This is a genomic window from Cohnella yongneupensis (genome assembly GCF_042655785.1).
GTDB classification, from domain to species: domain Bacteria; phylum Bacillota; class Bacilli; order Paenibacillales; family Paenibacillaceae; genus Cohnella; species Cohnella yongneupensis.
In genome coordinates this window covers 32488-49736 of record NZ_JBHSNC010000042.1, presented here as the reverse complement: position 1 = coordinate 49736, position 17249 = coordinate 32488, and the positions used below count along the sequence as shown (strand labels likewise).

Below are 17249 nucleotides of genomic sequence, written 5' to 3'. Positions count from 1 at the left end.
AACTCTACTCGCGTAGATATTCATGACCTTCTCAGTGCAGTAAACATAAGCTTCGGCAATATCTAATGATAAGCCCGCTCATATTGCTTTGGAATGGTGGTATATTCACTTCTAAGCGATTTAGCAGCATGGATAGTCCAGTAAGGATCTCGAAGCATGCCACGGGCGATCGCCACTAAATCCGCATCTTCGCTGCAGATGACGGATTGAGCAAGTGCCGGGTCCTCAAGCATGCCTACAGCTACGACGGGCACCCCAAGAGCCTCCCGAATTTTGCGCGCAAAAGGAACTTGATAACCTGGGTAGTTGCCAGGCTTTCTTTCCCCTACGGGTCCTTCCCCGCCAGAACTTACATGAAAGACATCTACACCTGCTGCATGGTAAGCTTTAGATAACTTAATGGCATGTTCCATACCATAGCCCCCATCCGCGTACTCTACGGCAGTGATTCGGAAAAATAACGGCATATCTGCAGGCATTTCCTTTTTGACCGCCTGTATGACCTCTACCCCAAATTTGGTCAGGTCTTGTCCATACGCATCTTCGCGTTTGTTGGTAAAAGGCGATTGAAACTGATGAATTAAATATCCGTGCGCCCCGTGAAGCTCAATCATATCTACGCCTGCCTGAACAGCCCGGCGGGCTGCATCAGCGTAGAGCTGTACCATCTGATTTACCTCATCGACTGTAAGTGCGCGGGGCATCTTATAGCGGGATCCCGGATATGGTATAGCGGAAGGGGCCACTGGCTCTTTAGCATCTTCCGCTTTTCGGCCGGCATGAGCAATTTGAATCCCAATCTTGGCCCCGTGAGCATGAACCCCATCAATAATTCTGGCAAATGCCGGAATATGGTCATCGGACCAAATCCCTAAATCAAAGTCGGTTATTCGACCATCCGGCTCAACGTCCGTCATTTCCATGATGATCAAGGCTGCACCGCCAATTGCGCGGCTAAGGTAGTGAACGTAATGCCATTCGTTGGGTTTGCCATCCCTAGCGGTTACGGAATATTGGCACATGGGGGCCATGACTACCCGATTTTTCAATTGTAAACCTTTAATTTCATAAGGAGAAAATAAGTGATTGGTCAAGTCAGAACCTCCATTAATTGATTGTTTACATAGGTCATATCATTAACTCTTCACCGATCGGATATTCCCATAGTCCCAGTTTTCCCTTCACTGGAATATAGGGCTTCAGCAGGCGGAAACCCGCTATTTCCCACGCAAAATAACCTGGACTGTAATCGCCTAACAGGAAGTCATCCCCCGTTACGACCTTCCCGCAATCCAGAATGGCTGAAGTATGATTAGCGTCGATGACTTGATAACAATTCGTAAGCTCGCAGGTTGCAAGGATAACCCCCGTAGGGAGGTTTTGTTCCGTATAGCCATTCTTGGCGAGTAAAGAACGGATGAGTTCATATTTGCAGGCCTGCTTATCGACTTTCTGGCTTGCATGAATGGCCAACGGTCCGCGATACCGGGTCTTCCAGGATCTTGTTTCATAGAGAGTCTCGCCTTGGACAAGCAAAGTCGCCCACGGTTGAATCATGGATAATACTTTCATTCCTCTACGCTCCATTACTGTTCATAATGAAGTACTATTCCCCAAACATTCTCCAGACTTTCCGTACCCTTCCCTTGTTTTAATTAATGAGTTTACTCAACTGGTGTACTTCCCGGTTGACCAGCAATGTGTCAACAGCTTGGCGAAACGCCTGGTAGTGTGAAGAAGCGAGATGTTCCTGAAGCGCCGTTGCATCTTTCCAAGTTTCATAAAATACAAATTGCCCCGGATTTTCTTTACTTTCATGCAGAATATACTCAACGCATCCCTCTTCAGCGAGTGAAGGCGGGACGACTTTCATCAGTTCATTCCGTAGCACCTGTTCGCTTCCCTTTTTAGCACTCAGAATGGCAACTATCGTAATCGCATTCTCCATAGAAAATCCCCTCTTTACAGTGATTTCATGCACCCATCCGGGGTCAACAACTAGAACGAGTCATTTCCGCCAGCTTTGATATAGGCTGCAGTATCTACTCTTCCCCAAAACAGGTACACCAATGTACTGTCTTTTCGCTGACGATGGTCTTCCTGCCGACGTTTCACGACAGACTCGAATAAGAACCATACATGACGAGCATAATAAGGAACGTTATTTATTTTCCAGAAGGAGTGATAGAGATGCCTGACATGAAAGTAAAGGTGAATGGTGCCTGGGATGGTGGAGTAAAGGGGAATGGAACGCTTAAAACAGATTTCATTGACACCAAAATTGCGATACCTGCACCTTTAGGGGGAAGCGGGAATGGAGCACATCCAAAAGAGGTACTTGTTTCGTCTGTGACAACTTGTTATACAGCAACTCTTGTGTTCATGCTCGAAAGCAGAAAACTGCCTGTAGCGGAGCTTACGGTGCATTCTGAGGCAAACATATCTGATAATGAGTTTAAGATTACACATCATCCTCATATTGTTTTATCTTCTAATGCAACACCAGAACAGATAGAATCAGCACAGAGAGCGACGGAAGCTGCAGATAAGGGGTGCGAAGTGGGGAATATGCTGAAAAAAGCAGATGTTAAAATTGAAGTTCAAGGAAAAGTTTCTTCCAAGTAGTGTGAACGTTATCTCGCTTTTTTCAAGAATGGTGACTCCCTTTTTAATATAACATTAAGACCCAAAGCAACCGCAACCAACCGGTCTGTGGGTCTCTTTCTGTTATAGAAAAACATCGGGCATACAATTCATATACGATTTAAATTCCCTTCAGCATCCCGCCGTCGACTAACAAGGTTTGCCCGGTTACGTAGGTGTTGGCAAATGAGCCATAGAATACGACATAACGGGCAAACTCCTCTGGAGTGCCCATCCGGCCAAGCGGGATTAGCGAGGCTGCCTGCTCCTGAATTTCCTCGATCGAGGTGTTCCGGTCCACCGCCCTCTTGCTGTCCAACTCGTTCACCCGGTCCGTCGCGATTCTCCCCGGCGCGATCGTATTAATGAGAATTCCGTCATTTGCTAGTTCCGATGCTAAACTTTTGGTCAACGCTTGAACGCCGGCCCGGAACACGTTGGATAAAATAAGGCCTTCGATTGGCTGCTTAATGGAGGAGGAGGCGAGATTAACAATTCTGCCGCCGCCCCCAGACCGCATAGGGGGCAGAGCTTCTCGAATCATCCGAATGGTGCTCAGAAGACTGAGCTCAAACCCGCCTACCCAATCCTCGTCCTCCATAACCGAAAAGTAACCGCTTGGAGGTCCTCCCGCATTGGTGACGAGGATATCCAGGCCCCCGCCTGCGGAAGCAGCCTGGATTGCGCGGCGGATCTCCTCTTTGTTCAATACATCCATCTGCACAATCGCGGCTTCGTGCCCAGTCGCCGCCCGGATCTCGTCTCGGGTTTGTTCAAGCTGCTCCCGACTGCGGCTTGCGATCGTCAGACTCGCTCCCTCTCGGGCAAATTCGAGCGCGACGGCTTTCCCCAGACCTTTACTAGATGCGGCTACGAACACGGATTTCCCTGTCAGGCCCAGATTCATATCAGTTGAACTCCCAGCAACTTAGGCTTAACGTTCCCAACTGATAACTTCGATGCAACAACTTCGCTTGCCTGTTGCTGTCTCCGGTCCCCATCGCAAGCAGCAATGGGATGAAATGCTCATTCGTCGGAACAGCCTCTCTGGCGTAAGGAGCTAATTTTTCATAATTGAACAGCGCCTCTAAGTCCCAATTCTCCAGTTTTTCCTGAATCCAATTGTCAAAGTCGACTGCCCACTCCTCAGGTGTATTTCCTCCACGCCAATTCAGCATCCTCAAATTGTGAACGATGCCTCCGCTTCCGATGATCAGAATGTCTTTCTCTCGCAGCGACGACAGAGCTTTCCCGATTTGGTACTGCTGCTCGTTCGATAAAAACCGGTTGACGGACAAAGCGACGACCGGAATATCCGCGGCGGGAAACATCAGCTTAAGAACGGCCCAAGCCCCATGATCAAGTCCTCTCTCCGGATTCATGACGCTAGGGATACCATTCTTCTCAAAAAGCTGTTGAATCTCCTCACTGATAGCCAGATCTCCTTTGGCGGGATAAGTCATCTGGTATAGTTCATCTTGAAAACCGGAAAAATCATAAATGGTGGAGTACGTATCCACGGTGCTGATCGATTGCTCCCTGCTCTCCCAATGCGCTGAGAAAAGCACGATTGCTCTAGGTTTAGGCGTTGAAGCGGCGAATTTTTTCAGGAATTCCGTATAGTCATGCTGCTCAAGCACAAGAGACGGCGCTCCGTGAGCGAAAAAATAGGATGGAATCATTAGGTCTGTTCACTCCTTATTCGTAGATAACTGCGCATCATTGTCCGCAAAGCAGACCGCAAGGTGACGACAAGCGGAATCGAGAAGCTCAAGGTCGAGCATCTAAGCTCAGCCAAAGGCGCAAAATTGATGCTCGTCGAGTTTCCTCCCGGCTCTTCTACAGGCGAAGAAGGCGACTCCTTCAGCTGGAATGCCTGCACTCCCCATAGGGTATCCAATATTAGCGATGCCCAGGAACAGGATTTTCTGTAGGGGGTTTGTGTGCTGTAACTGAAAAAGCAGCCGTCACGGACAATTCGAGCCGTGACAACTGCTTTTATTATTTCCGTTCCCCGATAAGTTAAGACGATTCGTTACACGCCGTTCTTTGAATCCCGAGTTCCCGCTTGCCGCCGGCGAATTTCTCTCCTTACGACCGGGGCGACCTCCTTCGCTAGCAGCTCGATGGCTTCCGCAACCTTGGCGAAAGGCTGTCCGCCAATATCGATCTGAGCCATGTAGCGGCAATGTCCGAACACCTCATGCTGATAAAGGAGCTTCTCGATGATCTGCTCGGGACTGCCCACGGCAAGCGCCATATCGGCGCCGGTCATCCGCTTTAATTCATCGCGGGACATGGTGAACGCGCGTCCGCGTTCTCTCATCAGCTTCCCAAAGTAAGCCATGTAATGGGGAAGAAATTCATCCAACGCTTGATCCGTCGTCTTCGCGATATAGCCGTGGGTCGCTACGGCAACCTTGAGGTCCTGTAAGTCGTGCCCAGCCTGAGTTCCCGCTTGCCGATAAATATCGACCAGATGTTTAAACCGTGCCGGATCTCCCCCGAGGATCGCCAGCGACATTCCCGTTCCCAACCTCCCGGCACGAGCCGCGCTTTCCGGTGTTCCCCCGACGCCGATCCATACCGGAAGGCGTTGTTGAACAGGACGTGGTGCGATCTCCGCATGGTCCAGCGGGGTACGGAATCGGCCGTTCCAGCTAATATGCTCGTTGTTGCCAAGCTTAAGCAGCAGTTCGATCTTCTCGGAAAACAGCTGCTCATAGTCATCTAGATCGTAACCGAACAGCGGGAAAGATTCCACGAAAGCTCCTCGTCCGGCGATGATTTCGGCACGTCCGTCCGACAGCTGGTCCACAGTGGCAAAGTCTTGGAACACCTTAACGGGATCCGCCGTACTCAAAACTGTTGTCGCGCTAATCAAACGGATGCTACGGGTCGCTTGGGCAATCGCGGCCAAAACAACCGGAGGAGAAGAAACCGCCATATCGAGCCGGTGGTGCTCGCCGATGCCAAAGACGTCTAGACCGGCTTCGTCGGCCAGTTTGGCAGCAGCCACGATTTCTTTGACGCGCTGATGGGCGTTAGCCGCCCCGCCTTTATTCAAATCGGGGGCCAAATCGCCGAACGTGTACAGCCCAATCTCGAAGTCCCCTACATACTCGCCGTTCTTGTCGTTACTCATATGGAAAACCTCACCTCAAGGATTTCACGAGCATGGTTCCAATAACCGCTATTTTCATGCTAGGTTTGCGCTCGGGAGATCATGATTGTTTATTTATCAAAAAGACCATAAACTCTACTCGCGTAAAAGTTTATGGCCTAATCGGTGCACCTATTATGGTGTTTATTGTTCCGAGTTTAGGACAGAAGCGCCCCGCCCTCGATGAGGATAACGGAGCCTGTAGTGAATCCGTTTTTCGCAAGGTAAACATAGGTTTCGGCGATATCTTCCGGCTGTGCCACCCGTCCCACTGGCAATTGCTTCGCAATGGCATCGAACATGGATTTCCGATGTTCTTCAGGCATGCCTGCGTAGATAGGCGTATCTACGATTCCGGGAGAAACCACATTGACCCGTATCGGGGCAAGGTCAACCGTCAATCCGCGCATCAAACCTTCCAGCGCCGAATTGATCGCGGCCAGCGTGGATGCTCCCTTCGGGGGCCTTTTGCCGTAAACACCTGAAGTCAAGGAGATGGAGCCTTCTTTGTTCAAATAGGGGATCGCCGCTTTAACGGTGACATACTGGCCCCAGAACTTGCTGTCAAAAGCAGTTTGCGCCTGTTCAACCGGCAATTCGCGGAATTCACCCATCGCGCCTTCGCCCGCCGTGATCACCAGATGATCAAACCGGCCCACCTTTTTGAAAAATTCCGCTGCTTTCTCTTCACTCCGAAAATCAAGCTCGTACGCTTCGACATTCCCGCCAAGCGTTTGCTTAGCTTCTGAAAGCTTTGCAGCAGTGCGACTGGCTACAATCACCTGCGCCGCTTCATCCAGAAATGCTTTGGCAGTCGACAATCCGATTCCTGAAGTGCCTCCTACTACAACGACGCGTTTCCCGTTCAATGACATACAAATACCCCCCTTAGAAGAATGTTTTGCAGATAATCCCATTATAGAGGCTATTGAAACCCTGGCGTGCTTGCGCGCTTAATTAAGACTGAATTTCGTTTACAATTTGACGGACAGCCTCTTCGAGCGGCGTGGCCGGGCGTCCCAGCAGCTTCTGAAAATCATTGCTCTCAACTTCCAATGCGCCTTCGCGAATAGCGCTCTGAATGCCAACCAGAATCGGAACGACCGGCTCAGGTACGCCTGCGCTGCTCATGATGCTGGCATAAGCGGCGTCATCGACTTGTTGAACGGGAACTTCCCGGCCCAAGACGCCGGCAAGAGTTGAAGCCAACTCTTCTTGCGTAGCAAGCTTTCCGGACAGCTCATAGACAGTATTCTCGTGGCCTGCGCCAGCCAGTACCGCTGCCGCTGCCTGCGCATAATCGCGACGGGTTGCCCAGCCTACTTTGCCGGATCCCGCCGACGTCAACCAAGGCGCTCCTCCGAGGACCGCTTGAATGCTGCTGGTCTCGTTCTCCAAGTACCAGTTGTTACGCAGGAAGGAATAAGGAATTCCCGTGTTTTTAATGGCTTCCTCCGTAGCACGATGCACCGGTGCAAGGAAAATCGGGTTCTCGCTTGCATTTCCTAGGCTGGTATACGCTATAAAGCCGACATTAGCGCGCTTAGCTGCCGCTACTGCAGCAGCATGCTGGCGTATCCGCGTTTCGTTGTCACCGTCTGAGGACACGATCAAGAGGCGGTCGATACCCGCGAATGCTTTGTCTAGTGTATTCGGTTGGTCAAAATCCCCATGTCGCACGTCCACGCCGCGTGCACGAAGGCTTTCCGCTTTCTCCGGGTTGCGAACGCTGACGGCCAAATCCTTAGCCGGTACGGTTTCCAATAAAGTTTCTACTACAAGTGATCCCAATTTCCCTGTTGCGCCTGTCACCAAAAATTTCATCGTAATTCCTCCAATTTTGACAAATCTATTTGCCCCATCGTTATAATAACTTTGGTTACAACGATGGCATAAAAAAGCTCTAAGAGCTTTCATTACACGAACTGAGCTGCCAGCTGGCTTAAGTTCACTTGAGCCAACCTCTGTTCCATCGCGGACTGGCGATCAGGGAAAGGATATGGACAGCAATGGAAAATCTGCTACTAATCTGCTTCACTTAGCACCACCACAGTTGTAACCATTGTAGTTACTACGCAACGAAATGTCAACCCATGACCGAACCTGGTTTTAGCTTATCCTGTTGACGAAGCATTTATGAGTGTGCACTTACCTTTGAAATAATTCGAGCTTTTCATTCAGCGTGAAGTGAAAAAAGCATTTCAACACTTCGAACACGAATTAGCCAATGACTCCGTTGATGTTTTACATCAATTTCACATCAATATCAATCCATTGGATCCTGGGAGAGGATCAAGGAAAGGGTTAAAATGACTTCCAGCGCTGGAAATGGGAAGCCTGGAGAAGAAGCTCCTTAATAAATGCAGAGCTTGCCGCCGACTGTACCTTTTTAGGATGCAACCAGTACAGGTTTATTGATGGCTCCTCCTCGATTGGGATCGGAATCATTTGCCCCGAAGAAACGTACGGATCAATCCGAAGTGATATGTCCAAATAAAAGCTGGTCGCCAACCCTTCGGAAGTGACACGCTTGGCTGCTTCCGAACGGCTTGAATTGAACATCTCTTTCGGCTCCCCATATTTCATAAATTCCTTCCGCATATACTCGGAAGTTCCGATAATGGGATATTTCACAATATCATATAAGGATACGCTTTTCTTGCTTGCAAAGGGCGAGCTAGTTCCAACGCAGGCGAGTATTTTGCATTCCAGAAATTTGTGCGCGTTAAGATGCTTGAAATCGTACTCACCGGGGATACCGACTAGTCCGAGATCAAGCGTGCCCTGCAGAACCCCCTCCTCAATCTCTCCAGAATGATCTTCTATTACATCCAATTCTACGTTTGGGTATTTATTACTGAAGCTCGACAAAGCCTTAGGAAGAAAGCTTGTACAGATGCCTGAAATGGCCCCAATCATCAGCTTCTCTTGAATAAGAGTCGTATGTCTTTGCGCTGTTTCCCTCATGTCGGTAATTAATGCCATAACTTCATGCGCTTGATCGATAATCTGTTTGCCAACCTCTGTCGTCTTGGTACCCGAACGCGTTCGTGTGAATAGGATTGCGCCAATTTCTTTCTCAAACAATGAGATAGAATAACTGATATTAGGCTGCGATATGTGGAGCTTCTCCGCTGCTAATGTAAAAGAACCTGTGCGAGCAACCTCGATAATATATTGTAATTGCTCTATGCGCACGTGCACACAACCCCTATCCATAAATAATATTTATAATAACATAGATATTTCATATTTTACATCACAATCGTTTATATGTGTTAATAGTAATACGACTAATCCGATAAAACACATCGGAAAAGGATTGAATAGAGGTGATACCGTGACATTAACCGGCACATTAGATATTAAACGGTTGAATAAGTCATTTGAACATGAAGGTGAAGCGAAGCTTGTTTTGTCCGAAATCGGATTTGAAGTGAAGCAAGGGGAATTCGTTACCATCATTGGTCCAAGCGGCTGCGGCAAGAGTACGCTGCTCAAAGTCATCGCTGGGCTTGACCGTGGCGACTCCGGTTCAGTTAGGCTAAGCGGGTCGGAGATTCAGTCTCCAAGCCAGGACAAAGGGTTTATTTTTCAAGAGCATCGTTTATTCCCATGGTTAACTGTTGAGCAAAATATTGCCGCGGACCTCTCGTTAAAAAATAAAGAGGTGCGCCAGAAGGTAGATGAAATGATCGAGCTTGTTCGCTTGAAGGGCTTCGAGAAATCTTACCCAAAGCAGTTATCCGGCGGTATGTCCCAAAGAGTGGCTATAGCCAGAACGCTCCTTCGCAATCCACAAGTACTGCTGCTGGACGAGCCATTTGGAGCGCTAGATGCTTTCACAAGAGCTCATATGCAGGAGTCTCTGTTGGAGATATGGCGTCAGAACCATACGACGATGCTGCTTGTTACACATGATATCGATGAAGCTGTTTTTCTTTCCAATCGAATTATTGTGATGGATGCGCGTCCTGGTACAATCAAGGCTACCATTTCCATTGACCTGCCTTATCCACGAAATCGCATTGGGGCTTCATTCCAAGAGCTTCGAACAATTGTGCTCAAAGCACTGGAGCACCATCCAGAAGAAGTAAATGGAGGGTGGGAAATATGACTAGGAAAACCCCCATCTTACTTGGTCTCATCCTTCCGGTGCTCGTTCTAATCCTTTGGCAGCTTGCTTCATTATTGGAGCTTGTGAATCCGATGCTGTTTCCTTCTCCGATATCCATATTTAAAGCTTTTTATTCCATGCTTCTATCTGGCGAGCTGTTACACCACTTAAGAATTAGCGTCGTGAGGGCTGCGCTTGGGTTTGTGATTGGAGGAGGTCTCGGACTGCTAATCGGAATGCTGGTTGGAATGTTCAGCCGTGTGGAGCAACTGCTTGACCCGACCGTTCAGATGCTGCGCACCGTTCCGCTGCTCGCCATCACGCCGCTCTTTATCTTATGGTTTGGATTCGGAGAGCTATCGAAAGTTCTTCTAATCGCAATGGGTGCTTTTTTCCCGCTTTATGTGAATGCGTTTCTGGGTGTACGCAATGTCGATGCGAAGTTCTTCGATGTGGCACGTGTGTTGGAGTTCAGCCGCTACAAGCAATTTACGAAGCTCATTATTCCAGCGGCAATGCCTCAAGTATTGCTAGGACTTAGACTTTCGTTAAGCACAGCATGGCTGTGCCTAGTCGTTGCTGAGCTGATGGGCGCCGATCAAGGTATTGGGTATCTCATTCAAGATGCTAGATCATTTATGAGAACCGGTGTTGTATTTGTCGGTATTTTCATCTTCGCATTAGTAGGCAAGCTATCTGATTCCCTCGTAAAAATTCTGGAACGCAGGCTGCTGAGCTGGCGAGACAGCTATAAAGGATAACTAATTGAAAGGTGGATTTATATCATGTCCTTGCAACCCTATTCATTCGCTAAACGTGTTCCTGCCTTGAGTCCAATCGGTGCTGCACAAGCAACAAGCCGATCTGATCTTATTCCATTCTCCTATGGGACGCCTTCATCCGATTTGTTTCCTTACCAGGAATTGCAGGAAGCGGCGTCTGCTGCGATTCTGCAAGAAGGACGAGACTCTCTGCAATATGCTGGAGCAGATGGTCCACAAATCGTTCAGGATTGGATCGCTAACCGTTCCAAGCTTCGCTCCATTCATGTTCAATCCAATCAGGTTCTCGTTACTTACGGCTCTCAGCAAGCCATTGACTATGCAGCCAGAACGCTGCTTGAGCCTGGCGATCATGCATGGGTGGAGGCGCCAACCTACTTTGGTGCGGTCAACACCTTCAAAGCCGCGGAAGCTATTATTACTTCTTTCCCGATTGATGAGAATGGCTTGCAGATTGAGCTCGTCGAGGAAGCGCTGAAAGAAGCAGTACGCGTCGGACAGCCGATTCCTAAGTTTGTTTACGTCATGCCGAATTTCCATAATCCAGGCGGCGTGAGTCTCTCACTCTCTCGGCGCAAACGGTTGGCGGAGCTTGCATACGAATATAATTTCTTCATATTAGAGGATGACGCTTATGCAGAGCTCGCCTTCGAACGGGAGCATATTCCAGCCATTTATAACTTTGCACCAGAACGAGTGATTTATTTGAGCTCCTTCTCCAAAATTATTGCTCCAGGTATTCGACTAGGCTGGGCCATAGCATCGGCAGATGTCATCAGACGGATAAACACCTTTTTCCAAGGAAGCATGGCAAGCGTGTTCTCCCAAGAAATTGTTGCCCAATTGTTCCAGAAGCTGTCGTTCGAAGATCATCTAGAGATGTTAATTACTAGGTACAAGTCAAGTCGCGATATCATGGTTGAGGCGCTCCGCCAACATTTTGGTGATGGAATCACCTTTCAAATCCCGAATGGAGGCTTCTTCATCTGGTTGAAGTTTCCGGACCATGTAAATACCGCTGATCTCGTGCAAGATGCGAATGAGCGCGGCGTCAGCTTCATCGCTGGCAACCAATTTTTTGTAAAGCCTGAGGGGGCACGTTATGCCAGACTTTCCTTCAGCTATTGCAACGAGGAGCAAATTCGCAAGGGTGTTGAGATTCTCGCTCACTCCTATAACAGCTATTTAAGCAAGATCAAATAAATCGATCGTAAAGGCGTGGACATGATGGGAATTAATCAGCGACAAATGAGCCTAGGCGCGTTCCTCTTTAATTATGGTCATCACTATGGAGCATGGCGTCATCCGGATTCGAAAGTGAACGGCGTCATTGATCTTGAATTTTATAAGAAATCCGCACAAGCAGCTGAACGCGGTAAATTCGATATGGTTTTCCTAGCCGACAGCAGCTCCGTTCCAAGCATTCAGGATGCTGAAACTAATGTCAGCTTCATCTATCCAGAAGCCCTTACCGTACTTGGTGCCTTAACTGGCTTGACAGAGCGTATTGGCCTTGCTGGAACGGTTTCGACCACCTTCAATGAGCCTTACAATCTTGCTCGCAGATTCGCTACACTGGATCACCTAAGCAAAGGGAGAGCGGCATGGAATGTCGTAACGGGGACCAAAGAAACAGAGGCGCGCAACTTCAATGCTGATAAACTGCTGGAGCACAGTAAACGATATGAACGGGCTAGGGAATTCCTAGAGGTCGCAACAGGCTTGTGGGACAGCTGGGAAGATGAAGCAACGGTGGTGGACAAACAGCTGCCTCGATTTGCAGACACAAGCCGCATTCATCCGATTAACCATCAAGGAAGCAACTTCCGAGTGGATGGACCGCTAAATATCCCGAGATCGCCGCAAGGAAGGCCTGTCATTATCGAAGCAGGCACCTCCCCTGACGGTCAGAAGTTAGCCGCGCAAACAGCCGATGTCGTCTTTACAGCAACCGAGGACAAGGAAGAAGCGATACGTTTTTACCGCCAGCTTAAAGAGCAGCTTCCTCAATACGGCAGAACGCCTGACCAACTGAAGATCATGCCGGGCTTGCTTACCTTCATAGGGGACACAGAAGAGGATGCGAGGGAAAAAGAACGGGCTTTCAATGCGTTCATAAATCCCGATGCTGCTGTAACGTATCTTTCGAAGCTGATCAATGTCGATTTATCCGGTTATCCCCTTGACGGTCCATTGCCTGAGCTGCCACGGGAGGGCAATACGAGTCGTGCCTTGATGATCATGGATATGGCCAAACATACGAAAATGTCGATTCGTGATCTCGGCTTACACTTTTCCGTCGCCCGCGGTCATCTGACGATCACCGGGACAGCGCAGCAGATTGCGGATCGTATAGAGGATTGGTTCGTAAGCGGCGCTTGCGATGGCTTTAATGTCATGCCGCCTTTGCTGCCGGATGGCCTCGATGAATTCGTTGATAAGGTTGTGCCCCTTCTGCAGCAAAGGGGATTATTTCGAACCGAATATACCGGACATACATTAAGAGAGCATCTTGGACTAACACGGCCTGTAAGCCGTTTTACCGCACAACCTGACAGCAGGACAAGCTTTTAACATAAAAAAAACCAACGGAGGAACACACCCATGAAGACAAAGTTTACGAAAAGCACTCTTCTAGCAGCTCTTATCTTGATTATTGCGATTGTAGCTGGCTGCGGCAACAACAACGGAAATACGAATGCAGGAAACACTTCTGAACCAAGCCAAAGCACGGCAACAGCACAAAGCAACGGAGACGACGCAACCAAATATAAAGATGTGGTCGTTAATGTGGAAGCCAGTCAAATTGGACCGCTTCTGATCGCCAAGGAGAAAGGATTCTTCGAAGAAGAGTTCGGTAAGTTTGGGGCAACAGTCAACTATCAGACGCTGCAAAGCTCCTCGCAGTTCCTCGAGGCGATTGCTGCCGACCGTCTTGATTTTGTACGCATCGGTTATATCGGTACGATAACAGGACAAGCCGCCAAAGTCGGATTCACCTCTATCAGCGAGGGAAGCAATGGCGGTGGAGACGGCATCATTGTTCCGAAGGACAGCACCATTAAGTCTCTAGCGGATTTGAAGGGCAAGAAGATTGGCGTATCGAAGGGAAGCAGCTCCTGGGGACTATTGCTTCGCGCACTAGATTCCGTAGGACTAAAGGCATCCGACGTACAACAAATCAATCTTCAGCCGGATGAAGCTCAGCCTGCTTTCCAAAGCGGCGCCATTGATGCTTGGGTCATCTGGGAGCCGTTCCGCAGCACCCAAATCAATACTCAGGGAGCCGTTCTTATTGCAGAAGGCAAAACAATCGGCGCTTTCACCCCTGCTTATAATATCGTCCGCACTAAATTTGCCGAGAAATATCCCGAACTCGTTGTTGCCTACCTGAAAGCCTATGAGCGTGGTCTGCAATGGCAAAATGAAAACCTGGAAGAAGCAATCACATTATTGGCAGGGCTAAAAAAACTGGATCCTGAAACGATTCGCGTTTCTCTCAAGAACAACATCGCAACCAACCTGCCAATCTCTGCTGAAGCAACTGCAAGCCAACAAACAACAGCTGATATTCTGCTTGAGCTTGGCGAGTTGAAAGAAAAGCTTGATGTATCAAAGGTTGTTGACAACTCTTATATCGAACAAGTATTAGCGAAATAAGTAAATTCCCTTCTTCAAAAAGTATAACCGAAAGAGCGCCGCAAGGCGCTCTTTCTACTATCGGCACGACTGCCGCGCATAGTGCTCGTATGTATTTCGTCAAGCTAATTTACCCAAAAAAATCGTGCATTTTTACCCATTATCGTCATGGGTATTTTTTAACGTTCCTTCATCAACGCATGCTTCATTCTGTAGCTTTCGCCCTCAAATACCAGCAAGTGGCCTTTAAAGTTTCTACTACAAGTGATCCCAATTTCCCTGTTGCGCCTGTGATGTTAGCTTGTCCGGACGCGCCACGAGCTTTGCATAATTGGAAAGTTGGAGTTTTAGGAAACGATTCTCCTGTTTAAGAGCTTCTATTTCATTCAAAGCCCTAGATAATTGTTGCTACAGGTCGTTACTCATACGATCTCCTAAAATAAAAGGAATTGGTCGTATCTCTATTCTATCAAAGGGGCTTAAATTGATACGAAAAAACCGACTCTCCAACTTATAGTAGAAGTGACGGTTAAGCTTAATTTGAACCAATATTTAATAGTGGGATATCCAATTCGTTCTGGACGAAGTTCATGTCGGAATCTCTAGAAACTAATGTAAGTTCATGAACGGACGCTGTCGCAATTATAAGAGCATCAGGAGTTTTTAACTTACGTCCCTTACCTTAAGATCCCTACGAAGCGTTCCGGCCAACTTTGCAATTTCTGACGTAATATCTATACATCTCTTTGATGTAAACAAATCGCAATCGCAATATTCGTATCCAGGAGATACCCTTTACTCATGCATTCCATTCCTCACGCGATTTGTTGACTTCTTCAAGAAGCTCTTTCCCTCGTTCAGGCGTTAATGTACCGGCCGCTTCCAAAAGATCATCAACGGAATAGTCGTCCTCTTGAGCTTCCACAGTTTGCTTTTCAAGGTCAATCAATACACGAGGGTTATCTATGTTGAGTTTCTGAAGGATGGATTTTATCGCACTCGCGGCTTGTTGATCCATTTTTTTGGGGATCATTGTTATCCCTCCATTATCACACTTAATTATCAATTATAACATAGGTGAGACTGTTTCAATAATTACCATTTCCCTCAATACGAGTAGATCTCTATGGAGAATAGGACGGGGCGCTGCGGGAAAAATATTATAAAAAAATAAGGTGGTGGGAGCGTGGTAACCCTTCCTGATGGGACCTCTTTGCCCAGAATCGGTCAAGGTACGTGGTATATGGGGGATGAGCCGTCCAAGAAAAATGAAGAGCTTCGCACGTTGAGACGCGGTGTGGAGCTTGGATTGAACCTGATCGATTCGGCTGAAATGTATGGCGACGGCAGATCCGAGTCCTTGGTTGGAGAAGCGATCGAAGGGATACGAGATCAAGTGTTTCTGGTATCCAAAGTGTACCCGCACAACGCGGGACTGAATCGCATCGCCGGCAGCTGCGAACAAAGCTTGAAGCGGTTAAAGACGGACCGCCTCGACCTTTATCTTCTTCACTGGAGAGGAAGCATTCCTCTAAGCGAAACGGTAGAAGCGATGGAGCGGTTGGTCGAAGCGGGGAAAATTTTGCGATGGGGCGTCTCGAACCTGGACACGGACGATATGAAAGAACTGTTCGACGCGGCGCGAGGGACGCATTGCATGGTCGATCAGGTGCTGTATCATCTCGGTTCCCGCGGCGTAGAATACGACCTGCTTCCTTGGTTGAGAGAGCGAAAAATCCCGACGATGGCCTACAGTCCGCTCGCCCAGGCGGGAACTTTACGAAGAGGGTTGGTTGAGAATCCAGCGGTTAAGGAGATTGCCGATCGACATGGCGTGAATCCGCTTCAGATTCTCTTGGCTTGGTGCATTAGAAGCGGTGACGTGATTGCCATTCCTAAGGCGTCGACAGTAGCGCATGTCGAAGAGAATGCGGAGGCAGAACGGATTAAGCTTACCGAGGAAGTCTTGGGTATGTTGGATGAGGCGTTCCCCAAACCGACTAGAAAGGTTCCGCTCGACATTATTTAAGAAAGCTTTCACATGAAAGTTCCCGCAGGTTAGACTTGTTTGATGCCGAGCCTTGCTCCGTTGGCGGTCCCGAGCGGGGAGCTGTACGGGATCAATACGACCAACCACGGACGCGTGGTCGTGTTCGGAGGGGGGATTCCGTTGTCGTTCGAAGGGAGAATCGTCGGGGCGGTCGGCGCAAGCGGCAGTACGTTCGCAAACGACATTGAGGTTGCGAAAGCGGCGGTGCGGGCTTTCGAAACCTATCCGAAGGCGCGGATCGGGTCTTCCGGGAGCTTGCTATAAACCTGGCGGTTTTAGCCCTATAACGAAACTGGGTCCCGCCAATATTGACGAAAAATCGGCCAAACACATGGGCTGTCCCTCAGGGTACAATACCCCGTAGCACAGCCCCTCTTCTCATGCCATCATTTAAGGCTTCAGGACGAATTTAATGCATTCGTCCGCATGGTTGTAAAAGGTGTTATACGCGTTATGCGCCTGATCGAGCGGCACTTTATGCGTGATGATCTCCGTTGGATCGAACTCGCCTGCCATAATTTTTTGATACAGCATCGGCATGTTCTCATCAATCTGAAAAGCAAGTTCTCTTGTCGGCGTTATCAATGAGCGGATACGGCGTTGTGTATTGGGTCTACTTTGCTGTTCGCTTATCAGTTGGACAATCGGTACGGCAAATGCGGCCGTCTTCCCCGTTCCCGTTTGAGCGCAGCCAAATAAGTCTCTGCAGGCTAACACAGCCGGGATCGCCTTTTCCTGTATGGGGGTCGGCGTAGTATAGTTCTCTTTGCTTAAAGCTTTTAAAATGAGCAAGAAAAGAAGCGGAATCCCGCTCCATTCATGGATGTACGAATTCCTATGATGACGGGATCGAAT

General features: G+C 48.6%; 19 protein-coding genes and 2 pseudogenes. 9 read left to right on the top strand and 12 right to left on the bottom strand.

What is annotated here, in order from left to right:
- Nucleotides 1–62 precede the first annotated feature (62 nt).
- From ACFPQ4_RS13565 to ACFPQ4_RS13555, 3 genes are all read right to left on the bottom strand, one after another.
- Nucleotides 63–1094 (bottom strand): NADH:flavin oxidoreductase/NADH oxidase, encoded by a 1032-nt coding sequence (locus tag ACFPQ4_RS13565; RefSeq protein ID WP_378112398.1) that lies wholly within the window; start codon nucleotides 1092–1094, stop codon nucleotides 63–65.
- A 34-nt stretch (nucleotides 1095–1128) separates the two neighbouring features.
- On the bottom strand, nucleotides 1129–1572 hold the full coding sequence (locus ACFPQ4_RS13560; RefSeq protein WP_378112397.1) for an ASCH domain-containing protein: 444 nt from the start codon (nucleotides 1570–1572) through the stop codon (nucleotides 1129–1131).
- A 79-nt stretch (nucleotides 1573–1651) separates the two neighbouring features.
- A complete protein-coding gene (locus ACFPQ4_RS13555) occupies nucleotides 1652–1948 on the bottom strand; it encodes a putative quinol monooxygenase (protein ID WP_378112396.1) in 297 nt (98 codons plus the stop codon).
- A 242-nt stretch (nucleotides 1949–2190) separates the two neighbouring features.
- On the opposite strand from ACFPQ4_RS13555, the gene ACFPQ4_RS13550 reads away from it, so the two are divergent.
- A complete protein-coding gene (locus ACFPQ4_RS13550; RefSeq protein ID WP_378112395.1) occupies nucleotides 2191–2625 on the top strand; it encodes an OsmC family protein in 435 nt (144 codons plus the stop codon).
- Nucleotides 2626–2764: 139 nt separating this feature from the next.
- Here the strand turns inward: ACFPQ4_RS13550 and ACFPQ4_RS13545 are convergent, their stop codons facing one another.
- On the bottom strand, nucleotides 2765–3550 hold the full coding sequence (locus ACFPQ4_RS13545; protein ID WP_378112394.1) for an SDR family oxidoreductase: 786 nt from the start codon (nucleotides 3548–3550) through the stop codon (nucleotides 2765–2767).
- 1 nt (nucleotide 3551) lies between these two features.
- Nucleotides 3552–4325: a DODA-type extradiol aromatic ring-opening family dioxygenase gene (locus tag ACFPQ4_RS13540; protein WP_378112393.1), complete on the bottom strand. Its 774-nt coding sequence runs from the start codon at nucleotides 4323–4325 to the stop codon at nucleotides 3552–3554.
- A gap of 63 nt (nucleotides 4326–4388) precedes the next feature.
- Here ACFPQ4_RS13540 and ACFPQ4_RS13535 point away from each other — a divergent pair, with 63 nt between their 5' ends.
- A complete protein-coding gene (locus ACFPQ4_RS13535) occupies nucleotides 4389–4577 on the top strand; it encodes a cupin domain-containing protein (RefSeq protein ID WP_378112392.1) in 189 nt (62 codons plus the stop codon).
- Between the two features lie 101 nt (nucleotides 4578–4678).
- Here ACFPQ4_RS13535 and ACFPQ4_RS13530 read toward each other — a convergent pair whose 3' ends face one another.
- From ACFPQ4_RS13530 to ACFPQ4_RS13515, 4 genes are all read right to left on the bottom strand, one after another.
- A complete protein-coding gene (locus ACFPQ4_RS13530) occupies nucleotides 4679–5788 on the bottom strand; it encodes an LLM class flavin-dependent oxidoreductase (RefSeq protein ID WP_378112391.1) in 1110 nt (369 codons plus the stop codon).
- Between the two features lie 176 nt (nucleotides 5789–5964).
- Nucleotides 5965–6681, bottom strand: a complete 717-nt coding sequence (locus tag ACFPQ4_RS13525; protein WP_378112390.1) for an SDR family oxidoreductase — start codon at nucleotides 6679–6681, stop codon at nucleotides 5965–5967.
- Between the two features lie 82 nt (nucleotides 6682–6763).
- The gene (locus ACFPQ4_RS13520; RefSeq protein ID WP_378112389.1) at nucleotides 6764–7630 is read right to left on the bottom strand and encodes an SDR family oxidoreductase; all 867 of its coding nucleotides are present in this window, start codon (nucleotides 7628–7630) and stop codon (nucleotides 6764–6766) included.
- 480 nt (nucleotides 7631–8110) lie between these two features.
- Nucleotides 8111–9004, bottom strand: coding sequence for a LysR family transcriptional regulator (locus tag ACFPQ4_RS13515; RefSeq protein WP_378112388.1), 894 nt, complete (start codon nucleotides 9002–9004; stop codon nucleotides 8111–8113).
- A 142-nt stretch (nucleotides 9005–9146) separates the two neighbouring features.
- Here ACFPQ4_RS13515 and ACFPQ4_RS13510 point away from each other — a divergent pair, with 142 nt between their 5' ends.
- From ACFPQ4_RS13510 to ACFPQ4_RS13490, 5 genes are read left to right on the top strand one after another with little or no spacing between them, the layout of a single operon-like run.
- Entirely contained in the window at nucleotides 9147–9923 is a 777-nt protein-coding gene (locus ACFPQ4_RS13510; RefSeq protein ID WP_378112387.1) for an ABC transporter ATP-binding protein, read from the top strand.
- Nucleotides 9920–10684, top strand: coding sequence for an ABC transporter permease (locus tag ACFPQ4_RS13505; RefSeq protein WP_378112386.1), 765 nt, complete (start codon nucleotides 9920–9922; stop codon nucleotides 10682–10684). Before ACFPQ4_RS13510 ends, ACFPQ4_RS13505 begins: the two co-directional genes overlap by 4 nt.
- Before the next feature lie 24 nt (nucleotides 10685–10708).
- Nucleotides 10709–11908 carry an aminotransferase-like domain-containing protein gene (locus ACFPQ4_RS13500; RefSeq protein WP_378112385.1) on the top strand — a complete coding sequence of 400 codons (1200 nt, stop codon included), beginning with the start codon at nucleotides 10709–10711 and terminating at the stop codon, nucleotides 11906–11908.
- 24 nt (nucleotides 11909–11932) lie between these two features.
- Nucleotides 11933–13279 (top strand): LLM class flavin-dependent oxidoreductase, encoded by a 1347-nt coding sequence (locus tag ACFPQ4_RS13495; RefSeq protein ID WP_378112471.1) that lies wholly within the window; start codon nucleotides 11933–11935, stop codon nucleotides 13277–13279.
- 30 nt (nucleotides 13280–13309) lie between these two features.
- Entirely contained in the window at nucleotides 13310–14365 is a 1056-nt protein-coding gene (locus ACFPQ4_RS13490; RefSeq protein WP_378112384.1) for an aliphatic sulfonate ABC transporter substrate-binding protein, read from the top strand.
- 514 nt (nucleotides 14366–14879) lie between these two features.
- Here the strand turns inward: ACFPQ4_RS13490 and ACFPQ4_RS13485 are convergent.
- A pseudogene (locus ACFPQ4_RS13485) lies at nucleotides 14880–15005 on the bottom strand (type II toxin-antitoxin system VapC family toxin); the annotation flags it as partial.
- Between the two features lie 138 nt (nucleotides 15006–15143).
- On the bottom strand, nucleotides 15144–15377 hold the full coding sequence (locus ACFPQ4_RS13480; RefSeq protein WP_378112383.1) for a hypothetical protein: 234 nt from the start codon (nucleotides 15375–15377) through the stop codon (nucleotides 15144–15146).
- A gap of 153 nt (nucleotides 15378–15530) precedes the next feature.
- Between ACFPQ4_RS13480 and ACFPQ4_RS13475 the strand changes: the two genes are divergently transcribed.
- Nucleotides 15531–16373, top strand: a complete 843-nt coding sequence (locus ACFPQ4_RS13475; RefSeq protein ID WP_378112382.1) for an aldo/keto reductase — start codon at nucleotides 15531–15533, stop codon at nucleotides 16371–16373.
- Nucleotides 16374–16415: 42 nt separating this feature from the next.
- Nucleotides 16416–16658, top strand: coding sequence for a GlcG/HbpS family heme-binding protein (locus ACFPQ4_RS13470; protein WP_378112470.1), 243 nt, complete (start codon nucleotides 16416–16418; stop codon nucleotides 16656–16658).
- A 258-nt stretch (nucleotides 16659–16916) separates the two neighbouring features.
- On the opposite strand, the pseudogene ACFPQ4_RS13465 reads toward ACFPQ4_RS13470, so the two are convergent.
- Nucleotides 16917–17201, bottom strand: a pseudogene (locus ACFPQ4_RS13465) (DEAD/DEAH box helicase); the annotation flags it as partial.
- Nucleotides 17202–17249: the final 48 nt, after the last annotated feature.